Below are 15,903 nucleotides of genomic sequence, written 5' to 3' on the forward strand. Positions count from 1 at the left end.
TGTCTAGCACCGCGGCCTCGGCGCCGTCCAGTTCGGTGCGGATCGCGCCCCAGTTGTCCAGCAGCAGGAAGACGTCGGCCGCGCGGGTCCCGGCCGGCAGCCGGCCTTCCGCCCGGAGGGTGCGGAAGGCCGCCACCGAGTCGATGCCGAGGTCCCCGAAGAGCTGCTCGCGCGCGGCGACCAGGCGGCCGAGCTCGGCCAGCAGGCGGCGGGCGCGGGGCTCGTCGCGGCGCCCGGCCACCGCGCCCACGTGCGGCGCGGCCTCCAGCGGGTGGAGGCTGCCGCCGCCGTGGTCCAGCCCGTAGAACTGCACCTCGTCCGGTGTGTGGGTGAGCATCGCGGACAGCACCGTGGTGCGCAGCAGGGTGCTCTTGCCGGTCTGCGGTGCCCCCACCACGGCGATGTTGCCGTGGGTGTGTTCGAAGTCGAACTGGAGCGGCAGCTGCTGTTGCTGGAGCGGCAGGTCGAGGACGCCGACGGGGAAGGCGAGCCGGCCGGTGCCGGGCCACAGGGCCGCCTGGCGGCCGCGTCCGGGCCGGTCGGAGAGCGGGCCGAGCAGGCTGTCCAGCGGGATCGCGGCGGGCAGCGGGGCGAGCCAGACCTGGTGCACGGACTGACCGGAGCGGCAGACCTGCTCCACCGCGACCTCCATCTCCGTGGGACCGGTGGGCAGGGCCGGGGGCGTGGGCCCGGCCGGTTCCCCGGGCTCGTCCCGCGGTGCGGTGCGCAGGGCGAAGGGGACGACCTGGAGACCGTCGCCCCGGCCGTCCTCGGCCTCGCCGGGTTCCCGGTAGGGGCCGGAGATGTGGGCGACCCGGAAGCGCTGGTAGACCGACTCGTCCACCTTGAGGTAGGCCGAGCCGGGGATCGGGGGCAGCTGGTAGGCGTCCGGGGTGCCGATCACGGCGCGGCTCTCGGCGGCGCTGAAGGTGCGCAGGCAGACGCGGTACGACAGGTGCGACTCCAGGCCGCGCAGCCGGCCCTCCTCCAGCCGCTGGGTGGCCAGCAGCAGGTGCATGCCCAGGCTGCGGCCGACCCGGCCGATCTGGACGAAGAGGTCGATGAAGTCGGAGCGCTGGGAGAGGAGTTCGCCGAACTCGTCGACCACGATCAGCAGGTAGGGCAGCGGTTCCAGGGGCCTGCCGTCCGGACCGGTCCGGCCGGCCGCCCGGCGCAGCTGGTACTCGCGCACCGAGTCGACGTTCCCGGCCGCGCGCAGCAGCCGCTGGCGGCGCTGCTGCTCGCCCTGGAGGGCGGCGCGGACGCGGTCGACCAGGGAGAGGTCGTCCGCGAGGTTGGTGATCAGCCCGGCCACGTGCGGGAGTCCGGTGACGCCGGCGAAGGTGGCGCCGCCCTTGAAGTCGATCAGGACCAGGCCGAGCAGTTCCGGGGAGTGGGTCATCGTCAGTCCGGTGACCATGGTGCGCAGCAGCTCGCTCTTGCCGGAGCCGGTGGCCCCGACGACCAGGCCGTGCGGGCCCATGCCGCCCTGGGCGGACTCCTTGAGGTCGAGCAGCACCGGGTCGGCGTCGCCGGACAGGCCGATCGGCAGGCGCAGCAGCCGTTCGTCGCCGGCCGGGATCCAGCTGACGGACGGGTCGAAGGCGGCCACGTCGGGGGTGCCCAGCATCTCGGGCAGGGTGATGGTGCGGGCGAGCAGCTGTTCGGGTTCCTCGGACAGGCTCAGCGGGGCCAGGGCCCGCGCGGTGAGCTCGCACAGCCGGGGGGTGGGGGCGTCGGCGACGGCTCCCCCGACCCGGCTGTAGAGGGCGGTGTTGCGGCCCTCCAGGACCAGCGAGCCGTCCTCGCCGACGCGGGCCCGCACCTCGGTGCGGGTCGGTTCCTCGCGTTCGGCGCCGACCAGGCAGACGACGGTGATGCCCAGGTCGGGCCCGGCCGCCTCCAGCAGGGCGGTGGCCACCGGGCCGCGGGCCCAGGCGGCGGCCGGGTCGTAGCGGTCGAGCACCACGACGAGCTTGTGGGACACCGTCTCGGGGGCGCCCACCAGGGCGGGCCGCCGGGCGGTCCGCTCGGTCTGGGCGCGGGCGACCGCGCTCTCCAGGACGTCGGCGAGCGCGTCGAAGTCGGCCGCGACCAGCGGGACCACGCCGGCCGGGCCCGGGGTGCCGGCCTCGTGGGTGTGCGGGAGCCACTTGGCCCACTCCCAGTCGGGGTCGCCGGCGGTGCGGACGACGACGGTGACGTCGTCCGGGGCGTGCAGCACCGCGAGCTGGCAGACCAGCGACCGGGCGAGCGCCCCGGTCCGGTCGGCGGGGCCGAGCAGGCTGAGCACGCCCGCCCTGAGCAGGTCGACCAGGGCGGGCTGGCGGCCGACCGTGGCGGCCTGCTCGACGACCCGTTCGGCGGCGGCGTGGGTCTCCTCGTCGTACTCCGCGAGGGGGTCGTTGCGGGTGCCGAGCTGGATCGGGGTGGCCAGTGCGCCGTGCCCCTGGCCCAGGCGCACCAGGAGGAAGTCCTTGTCGGTGGCGCGCCGTTCCCAGACCCGCCGGCGGCGCTCCGCGAGCGCCCAGAGCCGCTCGGGCGAGGGGTGCACCCAGCCGGCCGCCAGCCGTTGGCCGTCGGCCACCTGGCGGGCCGTCCGCTTGACCTCGGTGAGGTAGCGCAGGTAGCGCTCGCGCTGGCGGTCCTTGGCCTGCCGGTTCGCGTTGCGCATCTGGTAGCGGACGGCGACGGTGGCGCCGATGGAGATCAGCACGAAGGCCACGCCCAGCGCGATCATCAGCGGGTTGTGGTACATCACCATGTAGGCGGCCATGCTGATGCTGGTCATCAGCGGCAGCAGCAGGGTCAGCCAGGTGCCGGCCGAGTTGCCGGCGCCCTGCGCGGTCTGCGGCGGGGAGGGCAGCACCACCCGCTGGTCGGGCAGCGCCGGCGGCAGTGCGCGGGTGGGCCGGTGGAAGGGGATCCTGCTCACCTGGTGATGCCTCTCGGTACTCGGCTCGGGCGGTACTGCGGTGGGTGCGGGGTGGGGCGGGCGCGGTCCGGGGTCGGTGCGCGGTCCGGGGTCGGTGCGCGGGCGGCGCGGGGCCGGCCGCGCGCGCCGGTGCGGCGTCAGAACCGCTCGCCGACCACGCCGTACCTCGGGTCGGTGACGGGGTCCTTCGCCGGCGGGTTGTAGCCGTTCGGGCCGCCGGCGCCGGCCGGGGGACTGCCGATGGCGGCGGTGAGCGGGCCGAAGAGCTTGGTGACGACGAAGTCCTCGGCCCGGTCGTAGTTGGCGGCGGCGCTGCCCAGGGCGGTCATCAGCCGGGGGAAGGCCCCGGGCGTGCCGTCGGGCCGGTCGGCGCTCCTGGTCCCGATCAGCTCCGTCATGCAGGCGTTCCACTGGTCGAAGAGTTCCTTGGCCTGGTCGGCGGTCTGTCCCGCCCAGCCGAGCCGGAGCTCCCCCAGCACCGTCTCGATGGCGACCAGGCTGTCGACGATGCTCCGCAGGGAGTTCTCGACGTCCGTCCTGGCCTTGGTCATCTCCTGGAGCGGGATCGCGAGCTTGACGAGGTTGTAGCCGTTGGCGTCGTTCAGGGCGAGGCCGGAGGGCGTGGTGTAGCCCGGGACGGCGGTGACGGGGGCGGGGTCGGCGGCCATCAGGAGTCCACGTTGTTGTGGTTGGCGAGTTCCATCTCGTGGTACGTCTGGTACGCCTTCCGCATCCGGCCGGTCATCTCGTCCAGGAGGTGCTGCAGGTCGACCACGTCGTCCTTGTAGACCTTGCAGATCGCGGTGAAGGAGGCGCCGGCCGGGCCGGTCCAGCTGCTCTCCAGCGGCGCCAGCGCGGAGGCGATCGAGGCGATCTCCTGCTTGATGTTCGCGCTCTCGCTGCTCAGCGTGCCGCACGCGTCGAGCAGTTGCTGCAAGTCGACCTTGAAGTCCTGCAGGGTGTAGCTCACGGCATCCGCTCCCCGGGGGCTCGTCGTTCGGCCGGGCCGTGACGGCCCGCTCCGCACCGGTCCGGTCCGCGCCGGTCCGGTCCGCGCCGGTCCGGTCCGCGTGACGGCCGGTCGTCGTACGGCCGGTCCTCGTACGGCTGTTCCGCGTACGGCTGGTCCGCGCGTCCGGGCCGGCCCTGCGGAGTCTAGGCAGCGGCCCCGCGGGCGGGACACCCCCGCTTTCTGTCCCCCGGGCGTCCCCGAACGGGGACCTCCCGCCCCGGGACCGGGGTGGGCGAGGATGGCGGTGCCCACCGTCCGCTCCCGGCTCCGGAGGTCTCCGTGGTCACCCCGATCAACTCCCCGATCCACGCCCCGAAGCCCGAGGGCGGCGGCGGATCCGACCCGTCGCCCGGCGGCGGCGCGGCCGACCCGACCCTGGAGATGCTCTGGAAGAACGGCTACGTCCCGGGCTTCGGCGGCGCCGCACCGGGTTCCGGCGGGGGATCCTCCGGGGGCGACCCGGCCGGGGCGGCACCCCCGCCGCCCGGCCACGCCGCGTTCACGGTGGACCTGGCGACCCTGTACACCGCCGTCTCGGCCGGGGCGACCGAGGCCTCCCACGTGGTGGACGCCTACAACGCGCTCAAGACCAGGGTGGACGCCGTGGTCGCCAGCGGCACCTTCTGGGGCCAACAGGCCACCAACTTCCGCGCCTGGTACGACAATTCCGGAATCGCCGGCGGGGTGGGGCCGATCCGGCGGGAAGGGGACTTCCCGGACCACGGCGTGCAGCAGGCCGCCGCGCAGTTCGCGCCGGTCATCAATCCCGAGCTGACCACGGCGCTGCGCAGCGTGGCCGACGCGGTCGAGCTCTACGGCGTCTACCTGGCCCGCCTGGACCAGGCGGGCCAGGCGTACGCGGCCGCCGACTACGGGTCGATCCTGCCGGAGGTGGCTCCGAGGCCGAAGAGCTGACCCGCGCGGGCCCCGGTACCGGCCGGCCGTCACCCCCGCGGGCCCCGCCCGGGGGTGACGGCCGGCCGCCGTGCGTCAGACCGCCGTACCGCACTCCGGCAGGTCCTCCGGCAGCACGGTGGTCAGGTCCTCGGCCGTCGGCTCCCGGAGGTCGGCGACCCGCTGGGCGTGCCGCTCCGTGATCCACTGGAAGACCTGCCGGGCGGTGCGGCCGTTGCCGAAGCCCTCGTCGCGCGGAAGCTCCGCGAAGTACCCGGCCAGCCCGGCGAGGGTCGGCTCCGGCAGGTCGTAGCGGTGCTGCTCGGCCTGGTGGGCGACGATGTCGACCAGTTCCGGCCCGAGGTAGTCGTCGAAGGTCAGCGTGCGGGTGAACCGGGAGGCCAGTCCGGGGTTGGCCTCGATGAAGCGCTGCATGTCCCCGGGGTAGCCGGCCACGATCACGACGACCTCGTCACGGTGGTCCTCCATCAGCTTGACCAGCGTCGAGATGGCCTCCTGTCCGAAGTCGCCGCCCTGGCCGTGCGGAACCAGCGCGTAGGCCTCGTCGATGAAGAGCACCCCGCCCAGCGCCCGGCGGAAGACCGCCGTGGTCCTGGGCGCGGTGTGCCCGACGTACTCGCCGACCAGGTCGCCGCGGTCCGCCTCGACCAGGTGGCCGCTGGAGAGCATGCCCAGGGCGTGCAGGATCCGCCCGTAGAGGCGGGCGACGGTGGTCTTGCCGGTACCCGGGTTTCCGGCGAACACCACGTGACGGCTGGTGGGTGGCGGCGGCAGGCCCAACTCCGCCCGACGGCGGACGAGTTGCATCAGTTTGACCATCGTCTCGACGTCACGCTTGACCCGCTCCAGGCCGACCAGGCGGTGCAGTTCCGCGAGCAGGGCCACCAGCTCCGCCGCGGAGCGGTCCGGCTCGGCCGGCTCACCCTGCTCGTCCGGTTCGCCGGTGCCCGCCGCCGCGTCGCCGGCCGCCCGCACACCCGGCAGGGCCCACGGGCGGGCGGCCCCGGTGGGAACGCCCGGCGAGTCCGGGCCGCCGGACACCGGCAGAGTGGACGCCCCGACCCGCTCCGCCCGGCACTCCTCGATCACCGCGGCGGCGCCCTCGGCCGGCGCGACGTCCTCGGCGGTGTCGTGGAACAGGCAGCGGCGCACCACCGGGTCGGCGAGCGCGCCGACGTACAGGGCCGGGTAGCCGGTCGCGGACAGCGCGCAGTCCTCCAGCAGGCCGTGCGCACCCTCGTCCAGGTAGAGACCGTTCTTGGCGGTGCGGGCGATCGTGCTGCTCCTCACCCGCGGCGCGGCGCCCGCCCGCACGACGATGCCGCTGCCGCCGGTGTCGGTGATCTCGCAGCCGTCCAGCACGGGAGTGCTCCGCTCCCCGGCGACCAGGCCGGAGCCTCCGGTGCCGTGGATCCGGGTGCGGTGGAGCAGCGCACCGGTGCGCCCGGCGACCTCCACGCCCGCGCCCTGCGCGTCGGCGATCTCGCAGTCCTCCAGCAGCGGGCGGTGCCGGGTGTCCAGCCGGACGCCGACGCCGCTGTGCCGCACGGTGCAGCCGTGCAGCGCGGCGTCGGCCCGGTCCTCCACCGAGATCCCGGCCAGCCCGGCCTGCTCGACGGTGGCGCCCTCGGCGGTCAGCAGGGCCTTCCCGGTGACCCGGATGCCGTGCTCCGGCGTGCCGTGCAGCCGGCCGCCGGTCAGTTCGGCGGAGCCGTTCCCGCCCAGGTGCAGGCAGCTGAAGCCGGCATCCGCCACCTCGCAGCCGTCGAGCGCCAGTTCGGCCTCGCCGGCGACGTACACGCCGTTGCCCGCGGCGCGCAGGAAGCCGCCGCCCTCGGCACGCACCGACGCGCTCCCGCCGAGGGCGAGCCCGGTTCCCGCGGTGTCGGCGGTCACGGTGCCGTGCAGGCGCAGTCGGCTGCGGTCCGCCGCCACGATCCCGGCGCCACCGGTCCGGGTGATCCGGCAGTCCCGGAGGAGCAGCAGGGCGTCCTGGTCCGCGAGGACGCCCAGGGCGGCGGCGCCGGTGATCTCGCAGTCCGTCAGCACGGTCGCTCCCCGGGCCGACCCTTCCGGTCCTGTCGGCCCAACCGGTCCTGCCGGGAGCGGCTCGGGTCCGCCGGCCGAGACGTGCAGGCCGTCGCCGTGGTTGCCGTGCAGGCGGCAGCCCCGCAGCACCGGGGCCCCGGCTCCGGCCACCCGGACGGCCGCACCGCCGCTGCCGGTCACCTCGCAGTCCTCGAAGGAGCCGCCGCCGGTGCCGTCGACGTACAGGCCCTGGGCGCTGCTGGGGCCGATCCTGGTGGCGCGGACCTCGGGCCGGGCACCCTCGGTGACCAGCAGCCCGATGCCCTCCGTCCCGGCCACCTCGCAGCGCTCGACCACGGCACGGCTGTCCCCGCCCAGGCTCAGTCCGGCCCCGGCCGCCCCGCGGACCGCGCAGTCGCGCAGCACCGGGGCGGCCCGGCCGGTCACCTCGATCCGGCCGCCGGTCACCTCGCAGCCCTCCAGCAGCGGTGCGCCGCCGCCGATCAGGACGGCCGGCTGCGCCGGGTCGGCGCCGCGCAGCAGGAGGCCCCGCACGGTGGGGCTGCCGTCGGACACGGTGAGCGCGGGGCCGCGCGCCGGGGCGATCGTGACCGTCCCCGGCCCGTCGGCGGCCTCCAGGCTGACCCCGCGCTCCAGCAGCACGCTCTCCGCGTACTCACCGGGCATCACCGAGACGGTCCCGCCGTCGGCGGCCGTGCGCACCGCGGCGCCGATGCTGCGCTGGGCGCCCCAGCCGCGCGGGGAGACCTTGACCCACGACCGGCTCATGCCCGCGTCCTTCCGCCGTCCCCCGCGCTGCCGGCGCCCCGGGCCCGGGTCCTCAACTGCAGGTCGCCCGCATCTGGGCGACCGCCAGGTGCGCGTTGGTCTTCGTGCTGCCGTGCCAGTCCACGCCCCGGCTGTCCAGCTTGATCGTCAGCACCCCGGTCGTGGTCCTGAAGGTGCCGACCGGCTTCCACTCGCCGAGGTGGCCGGGCTGGGAGACGTCGAAGGAGTTCAGCATCGGGGAGGAGGGGCCGGCCGAGGTGTAGGACTCGTAGTGCGCCGGGTTCCCTCCGACGTGCGTGATGTCCTTGTCGTCGGGGACGTACGTCTCGACCTGGCAGGTGGCCGTGCGCAGGCCGGCCGCGCCCGGGGAGAAGGTCCACAGGGCGTAGTTGCTCTTGTCGTCCTTGTCGGCCGCGCCGGACATCGGCATCGTGTCGAACTGCCCGTTGCAGCCGTCCTGGGCCCACCCGCCGGAGCCCACGGAGACCCAGCCGACCCGGCCGTCGACGTTCCGGCCGGCCTCGGAGAAGGACTGGGTGCCGCTGTTGGCGCAGCCGTAGCCGGCCACGGCCGTGTAGACCGCGGACTTGAGCGCCGCGGCGCCCGCCGGGGCCGGCGCACCGGACGACGGGGCAGCGGCCGGGGGTGCCGGGGGCAGCGGTGCCGGGGACGACGGGGCAGCGCCCGCGGGCACCGGGGGCAGCGGCGCCAGGGCGGCAGGAGCCGACGGGGCAGTGACCGCGGGTGCCGGGGGCAGCGACGCGGCGGTGCCCGCCGTCGGTGCGGCGGGGGCGGGGCGGGGCGGCGCGGTGACGGCCGCCCCGGCCGGACCGGTGCCCGCCGGGGGCGGGGCGGACGTGCCCGGGGTGCCGGGCGACGGCGGTTCCGGCTCCTTCGCGCCGGTCGGCGCGGACGTGCCCGTCGACGTCGCCGGACCGGCGGCCCCGGCCGGGGCGCGGTGGTCGTCGCGCCCGGTCAACATGCCCACGCCGACCGCGCCGGCGCCCACCACCAGCACGGTGAGGCCCACCGCCCAGGCCCGCGGCACCACCTTCGAAGGCCCGCTCCCGTCGCCCCGGACCTCCTTCATGAAGGCCGCCACCAGGTTCCGCCGGTCCGTGCCGTCCTGCTCGGCCTCAGCCATGATCCACCTCCACGGGCACGGGCGGGCGCGCGGCCCCCCGACCGGATACAACATGTCTTGAAAGAATCGTCAAAGTGAACGGACGGTAATGCCCCGGGGGGCGCGTCCGGGCCGGGAACCCCGCCGGGGAATGCCGTCCTCCGGTGAACCGGGCCGAGAATTCGGACCTCGCGAGCTGTAGTAAGAAATGACGCAACGTCAACTCTCCGCCACAGCGTTGATTCTGGCGACACCACACGGGGGCGGAACCAGGGAAGGGGCGGCCATGCCGACCATTGGCATCGTCGAGGAGCACCGGATGACCCGGATGGGGATCGAGCAGGTCCTGATCCGCAGTCCCCGGCTGGAGGTGATCGCCTCGGTGGGCACCGTGGACGAGCTCGCCGGGAGCGGGCTGCGGCCCGACGTGGTGGTCCTGGACCCGGTCGCCCACCCCGGCACGTCCGTCCCCGGCGTCATCGGCACCCTGAGCGCCAGCAGCGCCGTCCTGGTCCTCTCGCCGTCCAGCGAGCCCGGGGACCTGCTGGCCGTGCTCAAGGCGGGCGCCTACGGCGTCGTCACCAAGCACACCGACGACACCGAGTTCCTCTCCGCCGTCGAGGCGGTGGCCCGCGGCAGCCTCTACCTCGCGGCGGGCCTGGGCGGCCACCTCCACTCCGAGCTCAGCCGCCGCACCCCCGGCGAGAGCCAGGGCCTGGCCCGCCGTGAGGTGGAGACGCTGCGGCTGATCGCCCAGGGCTACACCCACGGCCAGATCGCCCGGCTGATGGCGCTCAGCGAGGCCACCGTCAACACCTACGTGAAGCGGATCCGGGCCAAGCTCAACGCCGGCAACAAGGCGGAGCTGACCCGCAAGGCCATCGAACTGGGCTACATCGACGAGTCCGGACCCGGCCCGCAGCCCCTGGGGGCCCGGGTGAACGGCCTCCGGGCGTGCGGCGCGCCGAGCCAGCTGATGGTGCGCCCGACGCGTGCGCACTAGGGCGTGCCCTGTGGACCCTGTCGGACAGGCCGCGGCGCCGGGGTGCGCGCACCGCGCGGCGGAGGAGGGAGCCACTGCGGTGGGGGTGTCTCCCGGCCGGAGGCCGGGGGCGTGCGTGCCCGGCGTCGCGGGCCCGGCAGTGAGCCGCAGGACACGCCACGGGGGCGCCGGGTCCGGGTGACGCACCGTCCGGCTCACAGGTGGTGCCCGAACGCGACCAGGTCCCGGAACACGCCGAACACACCGAGCACCAGCGGCACCGCCGCGATCCCGCAGAGCGTTCCGAGCACGTTCAGCGCCGGCCGCCGCCGGGGCTCGCGGGCCGCCGGACTCCGGAAGGACCGCGCCGTCCCGGTGGCCGCCGTCAGCACCCCGCCGACGCAGAGGGCCAGCGGGCCGACCCAGCCGGGAGCCCCGGACGCACCGGGCGCGAACAGCAGCGCGGTGGCCAGACCGGCCGCCCCGGCCGCCGCCACCGGCGCCGCCTCGGCCAGCAGCCGGAAGGTCCCCGCCCGCAGCAGCGCGGCGACCGCCAGGCAGCCCGCCAGCGCCGGCGGGTAGCCGCCGCGCACGGATCCCAGCAGGACCAGCGCGACGGCCAGGACCAGGGAGACCGCGAGGGTCCAGCAGAGCAGCAGGATCCGGCCCCGGCGCACCATCACCCGGACCGCGCCGTCCTCCGACGCCCGCTCCGCGGGCCACAGGGCGGCCAGCTGGCCGGCCAGCCAGGGCGCCAGCAGCAGCATCCCGTAGGCGACCACCGCGACCACGGCCGCGCCCCCGGCCCGGTCGGCGTGGACGGCCTGCAGCAGCTCGACCACGGCCGCCCCCGTCACGCCGAACATCAGCACGGCGGCGCAGGCCACCGAGGGCACCGCCCAGAGCGCGGCGACGGCCCCGAGGACCGCACCCAGCGCCGCCGCGACGACACTGCCGTGCGCGGGGTCCGGCAGGAACCAGCCCGCCACCGCCGCACAGGGCACCGCGGTCAGGGCGAGCGGCAGCGCCAGCCCGTGCGGCAGCGCCGGGGCGACCCGGTTCAGCGCCCGGCCGGCGAGGACCAGCACGAGGGCGGCGGCCAGCGCCACCGGCCCGGTCACCCCGCCCGGCCAGCCGCCGCGCACGGCGGCCGCGACGCAGGCGGCGGCGAGGGCGAGCACGCCGAGGACCGTGGTGCAGACCGCACGGGTGCGCGAGGTCCAGCGCAGGTCCCCGAACGACTCGGCGACGTCGGCGACCAGTTCGTCGACGTCGCGGACCACCGGTTCCTCGAACTCCCCCTCGGCCGCGTCCCGCAGGTACAGCACCTGGCCGTCCCGCACGCCGGCGTCGTGCAGCGAGCCGGCCGGGTGGAGCGTGGGCCCGCCCGGCACCGCCAGCGACCAGGCCGCCGGAAGCTCCTCCAGCTCCTCCTGGCCGACCAGGCGGGCCAGCGTCGTGACGTACTCCGCGATCGGCGCGGCGGCGGGGACCGCGAGGTCCACCCGCCGGTGCTCGCCGACCACCGTGACGCGGCACTGCGCGTCGGCCATGGGACATCCTCTTGCGCTCGTTCGGACGGATGGGGGTTCGTGTCGGCCTGCGGCGTCCGGCGGCCCGGCCTCAGCGCCCCGGGGCGGTGTTCTTCCAGGTGGACGAGTTGGCCCACTCGGCCTCGCTGTAGTTCGCCCAGTTGACGTTCATGGCGTGGGCGATCTGCCCGAGCACGCCCTCGGGGCCGAACAGTCCGTCGGCCGCGAGGTTCCACTCGGCCTGGAGCCCCTGGTAGTAGGCGGAGGCCGAGCCCTGCCAGACCTCCGGCAGCTGGTTCAGGTACGCGGCCAGGCTGTTCAGCTGCTCGGAGATCTCGTCCGCCTTGGCGTTGAGGAAGGGGCCGGCGGCCGCCAGGTCCTGCTGGACGCTGATCGGGAGGGACGGGGAGAAGGCCATCGCGGTGCTCCTGGGAGGGTGTGTGACGGGGCTCGGACTCAGAACTTGGCGGGCGGCAGCTCCACGTGCCGGAGGTTCCTGAGGTTCGCCTCCTCCGAGGCCGCGTAGTTGACGTAGTTGCCGTTCAGCCCGGAGGAGATGTCCCTGAGCGCGTCGTGCATCAGGGTGGCGTAGACGTCGTAGTCCTTCATCAGCACCTCGAAGGCGGCGTGCGCCGAGCCCTGCCAGCAGACGCCCAGGCCGTTGACGTAGCCGCGCAGCGCGGCGATCTTCTGGTCGATCGCCTCCGCCTGCCCCTGCACGTACGTGGCCGCGGCGGAGACGTCGTCGAGCGTGACCTTGTAGCCGCTCATGTCCTGGCCGGTCGTCGTGGTGTTGTCCTGCGTCGCCATCCCTGGCCCCTTCGGCGTCTGCTGGCGGAGCGCGGGCGGCGGCACCCGTCGGGGCGCGGCCGGACCACCGCGCCCGGACTGTCGGCGTCAGCCTCCCCCGCCCGCCGGGGACGGCTCCAGTCACCGTTTCGGATGTCCCTCGCCGCCCGCCCGTCCGGGCCGGGACGGGCGGGACCGGGGCGCCGGCGGGGGCCGGGGAGCGGGCCGGAGTAAGGCCCGCCTAGGCTGTACGCCGAAGCAAAACGGGCGAACCGGACCCGCCAAGGGGCCGCGAGGACGGAAAGCAGGACCCGCCGATGGGCGACGGAATGTCAGGAATGCACCACCACGGCGGGATGACCGAACTCGGCCCGTTCTCGCTCTCCAACGTGCTCACCTGGTCACCGGACTGGGTGTTCCTGATCGGCGGCCTGGCCGCGCTCGCGCTGTACCTCACCGGCGTGGTCCGGCTGACCCGGCGCGGCGACCGCTGGCCGGTGGGCCGCACCGTGGCCTGGGCGCTGGGTGTCGGCTCGGTGATCCTGGTCACCTGCACCGGGCTCAACGACTACGGCATGGTGCTGTTCAGCGCGCACATGATGCAGCACATGGTGCTCTCCATGCTGTCGCCGATCCTGCTGCTGCTCGGCGGGCCGATCACCCTGGCGCTGCGCGCCCTGCGGCCGACCGGCAAGGGACGTCCGCGCGGGCCGCGCGAGCTGCTGGTGGCGCTGCTGCACTCGACCTACGTCAAGGTGATCTCGCACCCGGCCTTCACCATCCCGCTGTTCATCGCGAGCCTCTACGGCGTCTACTTCACCCCGCTGTTCGACTTCCTCATGCAGTACCGGCTCGGGCACATCTTCATGATGGTGCACTTCCTGGCGACCGGCCTGGTCTTCTTCTGGCCGATCATGGGCGTGGACCCGGGCCCGCACCGGCCGGGCCACGTGATGCGGATCATCGAGCTGTTCATGGGCATGCCCTTCCACGCCTTCTTCGGCGTCGCGGTGATGATGGCCAACCACCAGCTGGTGAAGACCTTCACCACGGAGGGGGCACCGCCCGGCACCGACCTGCTGGCGGACCAGAAGCTCGCCGGCGGCATCACCTGGGCGTTCGGCGAGATCCCGACCGCGATCGTGCTGATCGCGCTGGTCTACCAGTGGATGGGCTCCGAGCAGCGGCTCTCCCGGCGCCGGGACCGCGCCGAGGACCGCAGCGGTGACGCCGAGCTGGCCGCGTACAACGCCTACCTGGCCTCGCTGGACCAGCGCACCCGCCGCCCGGCGGCCGACGCCGGCTGACCCCGCCCGCGGCACCGCCCGGGAGCCCCCGTCCGATCACGGACGGGGGCTCCGTCGTTCCCGGCCCCGGCGGCGCGGCCCCGCCCCTCCCGGCCCCGGCGGCCCGGGTCAGCCACCGTCCGGGGCCTGGCGGGCGAGGCCCGCGACCAGGATGTCCAGGCCGAACTCGAAGCGCTCGTCGCCGACGTTGCGGGTGAGCGCGACCGCCGTCGAGGTGATCATCGGGTACCGGTCGGCCGGGACGGTCGCGAAGTAGGCGCGGATCCGGTCGGTGAACTCCTGGGTGTCGGCGCCACCGCGGCTGGAGGCCTCGAAGGCGGTCGCGGTGGTGTAGAGGCCGAGCAGGTCGACCCCGTAGGCGGCGGTCTGCTCGTCCAGGCCGCCGGCCCGCAGCATGGCGAGCATGGCCTCCGCGATGTCCATCGCGTGCGGGGTGACCGGGACGTTGGCGACCACCGCGGCCCTGGCCAGGTCGCGGTGGGAGAGCAGGGCCGCCCGGGAGCGCCGCAGCAGGTCCTTCACCTGCTCCTGCCACCGCGCCGGGTCGACCGGCTCCAGCTCGATGCCGGCGTAGGCGAGGTCGAGGACCAGCTCGACCAGCTCCTCCTTGGAGCCGACGTGGGCGTAGAGGCTGGCGGCGCCGGTACCGAGCTCCTGACCGACCCGGCGCATGCTCAGCGCGTCCATGCCCTCGGCGTCGACGACCCGCAGCGCCGCCTCGACGATCCGCTCCCGGCTCAGCGGCTGCCGCCGGGGGGCGCTCTTCGCCGTGTCCTGCCAGTGCTCGGGCCAGCCGGAACGCGGGGCGGCACTGGTCATGGGGACTCCTTCGGTGATCGGCGACGCCACCCAGACTACTTGACACGAACATCGTTCCATGGGAGAACACTGTTCGCCATGAAGAACAGTGTTCGTTCGGACGAACGACGTTCGTTACCGGCTCTGATTCCGGAGACCCCTCCCATGACCAGTCAGCTCGACCCGCCCGGCACCACCCGGACCACCGGGCCCGGCGCGGCCACCCCGGCCGGCGGACCCGCGCCCGCCGGCCACCGGCTGCGCCGGGCGGGCCTCGCCGTCGTCCTCGCCGCCGAGGTGATGGACCTCCTCGACAGCACGATCGTCGGCGTCGCGGCCCCCGCCGTCCGGCAGGACCTCGGCGGCAGCGACACCCAGATCCAGTGGATCACCGCCTCCTACACGCTCGCCTTCGCCGTCCTGCTGATCACCGGCGGCCGGCTCGGCGACCTCTTCGGCCGCAAGCGCCTCTTCGTGCTCGGCGCGGCCGGCTTCACCGTCGCCTCGGTGCTCTGCGCGGCCGCGCCCGGCGCCGGCACCCTGATCGCCGCCCGCACCGTCCAGGGCCTGTTCGCGGCCCTGCTCATCCCGCAGGGGCTCGGCCTGATCAAGGCGATGTTCCCGCCCCGGGAGCTGGGCGCCGCGTTCGGCCTGTTCGGGCCGGTCCTCGGGCTCTCCTCGGTGCTCGGTCCCAGCCTGGGCGGCTACCTCACCGACGCCGACTGGTTCGGCCTCGGCTGGCGGACCGTGTTCCTGATCAACCTGCCGGTCGGCCTGCTCACCGTGCTCGCCGCCGGACGGATCCTGCCCGCCGACCGCACCGACCGGACCGCCGGCTCCGGGCGCCTCGACCCGGTCGGCGTGCTGCTGCTCGGCCTCGCCGTGCTGCTGCTGGTGTACCCGCTGGTCCAGGGCCGGGAGCTCGGCTGGCCGCTGTGGGCCTTCCTCGCGATGGCCGCCTCCGCGCCGGTCCTGTGGGTCTTCACGCTCCACCAGCGGGCCGTGCTGCGGCGCGGCGGCACCCCGCTGGTCGAGCCGTCGCTGTTCGGCAAGCGGGCCTTCGTCTCGGCGCTCGCCACCGGGCTGGTTTTCTTCGCCGCGCTCTCCGGCCTGCTGCTGGTCTTCACCCTGCACCTGCAGCTCGGCCTCGGGTGGACCCCGCTGCACGCCGGGCTCTCGATGGTCCCGCTGTCGGTCGGCGTGGTCGTCGGCGCGGTGCTCTCCGGCGGCCTGCTGGCCCCGCGCCACGGCCGCCGGGTGCTGCACGCCGGGACGGCCGTCGCCGCCGCGGGCGCGCTGGCGCTGTGGGTCACCGTCGGGCTCGGGGGCGACGGCCTCACCGCCTGGCGGCTGGTACCGGCACTGCTCCTGACCGGCTTCGGCCTCGGCCTGATCATGGCGCCGTTCTTCGACATCGCGCTCGCCGGCGTCGAGGAGTCCGAGACCGGCTCCGCCTCCGGCGTCCTCAACGCCCAGCAGCAGCTCGGCGGCTCGCTGGGCGTCGCCCTGCTCGGCACCGCGTTCTTCGGCCGGGCGGGCGACGACGGCTTCCGGTCCGCGGCCGGCTGGACGTACGGCCTCGTCGCGGCGCTGCTCGCCGCGGCCTTCCTGGTGGCCTTCCTGCTTCCCCGGCACGCCCGGCCCGGGGACGGGGACCACTGAGCGCGCGGGAACGGCCGGGAGGCCCCGGGGG

The 15,903-nt window shown here is 75.1% G+C and carries 13 protein-coding genes; 4 read left to right on the forward strand and 9 right to left on the reverse strand.

Annotation, left to right across the window (positions count from 1 at the left end):
* The 3 genes from eccCa to ACFCX4_RS25015 all read right to left on the reverse strand — a co-directional run.
* Positions 1–2,935, reverse strand: a 2,935-nt coding sequence (gene eccCa / locus ACFCX4_RS25005) for a type VII secretion protein EccCa (RefSeq protein WP_376146378.1), incomplete at its 3' end; no start/stop codon positions are given.
* Positions 2,936–3,072: 137 nt separating this feature from the next.
* Positions 3,073–3,603: a WXG100 family type VII secretion target gene (locus tag ACFCX4_RS25010; RefSeq protein WP_376146381.1), complete on the reverse strand. Its 531-nt coding sequence runs from the start codon at positions 3,601–3,603 to the stop codon at positions 3,073–3,075.
* Positions 3,603–3,905 carry a WXG100 family type VII secretion target gene (locus ACFCX4_RS25015; protein ID WP_376146384.1) on the reverse strand — a complete coding sequence of 101 codons (303 nt, stop codon included), beginning with the start codon at positions 3,903–3,905 and terminating at the stop codon, positions 3,603–3,605. Before ACFCX4_RS25015 ends, ACFCX4_RS25010 begins: the two co-directional genes overlap by 1 nt.
* Positions 3,906–4,226: 321 nt before the next feature.
* Between ACFCX4_RS25015 and ACFCX4_RS25020 the strand changes: the two genes are divergently transcribed.
* The gene (locus ACFCX4_RS25020) at positions 4,227–4,862 is read left to right on the forward strand and encodes a hypothetical protein (protein WP_376146387.1); all 636 of its coding nucleotides are present in this window, start codon (positions 4,227–4,229) and stop codon (positions 4,860–4,862) included.
* Positions 4,863–4,937: 75 nt separating this feature from the next.
* On the opposite strand, the gene ACFCX4_RS25025 is transcribed toward ACFCX4_RS25020, so the two are convergent.
* Positions 4,938–7,679, reverse strand: a complete 2,742-nt coding sequence (locus ACFCX4_RS25025; RefSeq protein ID WP_376146390.1) for a right-handed parallel beta-helix repeat-containing protein — start codon at positions 7,677–7,679, stop codon at positions 4,938–4,940.
* Between the two features lie 52 nt (positions 7,680–7,731).
* Positions 7,732–8,823 carry a hypothetical protein gene (locus ACFCX4_RS25030; protein ID WP_376146393.1) on the reverse strand — a complete coding sequence of 364 codons (1,092 nt, stop codon included), beginning with the start codon at positions 8,821–8,823 and terminating at the stop codon, positions 7,732–7,734.
* A 265-nt stretch (positions 8,824–9,088) separates the two neighbouring features.
* Here ACFCX4_RS25030 and ACFCX4_RS25035 point away from each other — a divergent pair, with 265 nt between their 5' ends.
* Positions 9,089–9,805: a LuxR C-terminal-related transcriptional regulator gene (locus tag ACFCX4_RS25035; protein ID WP_376146396.1), complete on the forward strand. Its 717-nt coding sequence runs from the start codon at positions 9,089–9,091 to the stop codon at positions 9,803–9,805.
* Positions 9,806–9,999: 194 nt separating this feature from the next.
* Here the strand turns inward: ACFCX4_RS25035 and eccD are convergent, their stop codons facing one another.
* The 3 genes from eccD to ACFCX4_RS25050 form a co-directional block, all read right to left on the reverse strand.
* Complete coding sequence (gene eccD, locus ACFCX4_RS25040; RefSeq protein ID WP_376146399.1) at positions 10,000–11,337, reverse strand: type VII secretion integral membrane protein EccD; 1,338 nt, start codon at positions 11,335–11,337, stop codon at positions 10,000–10,002.
* 70 nt (positions 11,338–11,407) lie between these two features.
* On the reverse strand, positions 11,408–11,734 hold the full coding sequence (locus tag ACFCX4_RS25045) for a WXG100 family type VII secretion target (RefSeq protein ID WP_376146402.1): 327 nt from the start codon (positions 11,732–11,734) through the stop codon (positions 11,408–11,410).
* A 38-nt stretch (positions 11,735–11,772) separates the two neighbouring features.
* On the reverse strand, positions 11,773–12,126 hold the full coding sequence (locus tag ACFCX4_RS25050) for a WXG100 family type VII secretion target (protein WP_376146405.1): 354 nt from the start codon (positions 12,124–12,126) through the stop codon (positions 11,773–11,775).
* A gap of 317 nt (positions 12,127–12,443) precedes the next feature.
* Here ACFCX4_RS25050 and ACFCX4_RS25055 point away from each other — a divergent pair, with 317 nt between their 5' ends.
* The gene (locus ACFCX4_RS25055) at positions 12,444–13,412 is read left to right on the forward strand and encodes a cytochrome c oxidase assembly protein (RefSeq protein WP_376146413.1); all 969 of its coding nucleotides are present in this window, start codon (positions 12,444–12,446) and stop codon (positions 13,410–13,412) included.
* A gap of 108 nt (positions 13,413–13,520) precedes the next feature.
* On the opposite strand, the gene ACFCX4_RS25060 is transcribed toward ACFCX4_RS25055, so the two are convergent.
* Positions 13,521–14,231, reverse strand: a complete 711-nt coding sequence (locus ACFCX4_RS25060) for a TetR/AcrR family transcriptional regulator (protein WP_376146408.1) — start codon at positions 14,229–14,231, stop codon at positions 13,521–13,523.
* Positions 14,232–14,375: 144 nt separating this feature from the next.
* Here ACFCX4_RS25060 and ACFCX4_RS25065 point away from each other — a divergent pair, with 144 nt between their 5' ends.
* Positions 14,376–15,872 (forward strand): MFS transporter, encoded by a 1,497-nt coding sequence (locus ACFCX4_RS25065; protein ID WP_376146411.1) that lies wholly within the window; start codon positions 14,376–14,378, stop codon positions 15,870–15,872.
* The last annotated feature ends 31 nt before the right edge of the window (positions 15,873–15,903 follow it).

It is taken from the genome of Kitasatospora sp. NPDC056327, from assembly GCF_042261735.1.
Lineage (GTDB): Bacteria > Actinomycetota > Actinomycetes > Streptomycetales > Streptomycetaceae > Kitasatospora.

Bases quoted from the DNA above. Each gene is read 5' to 3' on its own strand.
- ACFCX4_RS25010 (WP_376146381.1), bottom strand. From the start codon at position 3,603: ATGGCCGCCGACCCCGCCCCCGTCACCGCCGTCCCGGGCTACACCACG.
- ACFCX4_RS25025 (WP_376146390.1), bottom strand. From the start codon at position 7,679: ATGAGCCGGTCGTGGGTCAAGGTCTCCCCGCGCGGCTGGGGCGCCCAG.
- ACFCX4_RS25030 (WP_376146393.1), bottom strand. From the start codon at position 8,823: ATGGCTGAGGCCGAGCAGGACGGCACGGACCGGCGGAACCTGGTGGCG.
- ACFCX4_RS25035 (WP_376146396.1), top strand. From the start codon at position 9,089: ATGCCGACCATTGGCATCGTCGAGGAGCACCGGATGACCCGGATGGGG.
- eccD (WP_376146399.1), bottom strand. From the start codon at position 11,337: ATGGCCGACGCGCAGTGCCGCGTCACGGTGGTCGGCGAGCACCGGCGG.
- ACFCX4_RS25045 (WP_376146402.1), bottom strand. From the start codon at position 11,734: ATGGCCTTCTCCCCGTCCCTCCCGATCAGCGTCCAGCAGGACCTGGCG.
- ACFCX4_RS25050 (WP_376146405.1), bottom strand. From the start codon at position 12,126: ATGGCGACGCAGGACAACACCACGACGACCGGCCAGGACATGAGCGGC.
- ACFCX4_RS25055 (WP_376146413.1), top strand. From the start codon at position 12,444: ATGCACCACCACGGCGGGATGACCGAACTCGGCCCGTTCTCGCTCTCC.
- ACFCX4_RS25060 (WP_376146408.1), bottom strand. From the start codon at position 14,231: ATGACCAGTGCCGCCCCGCGTTCCGGCTGGCCCGAGCACTGGCAGGAC.
- ACFCX4_RS25065 (WP_376146411.1), top strand. From the start codon at position 14,376: ATGACCAGTCAGCTCGACCCGCCCGGCACCACCCGGACCACCGGGCCC.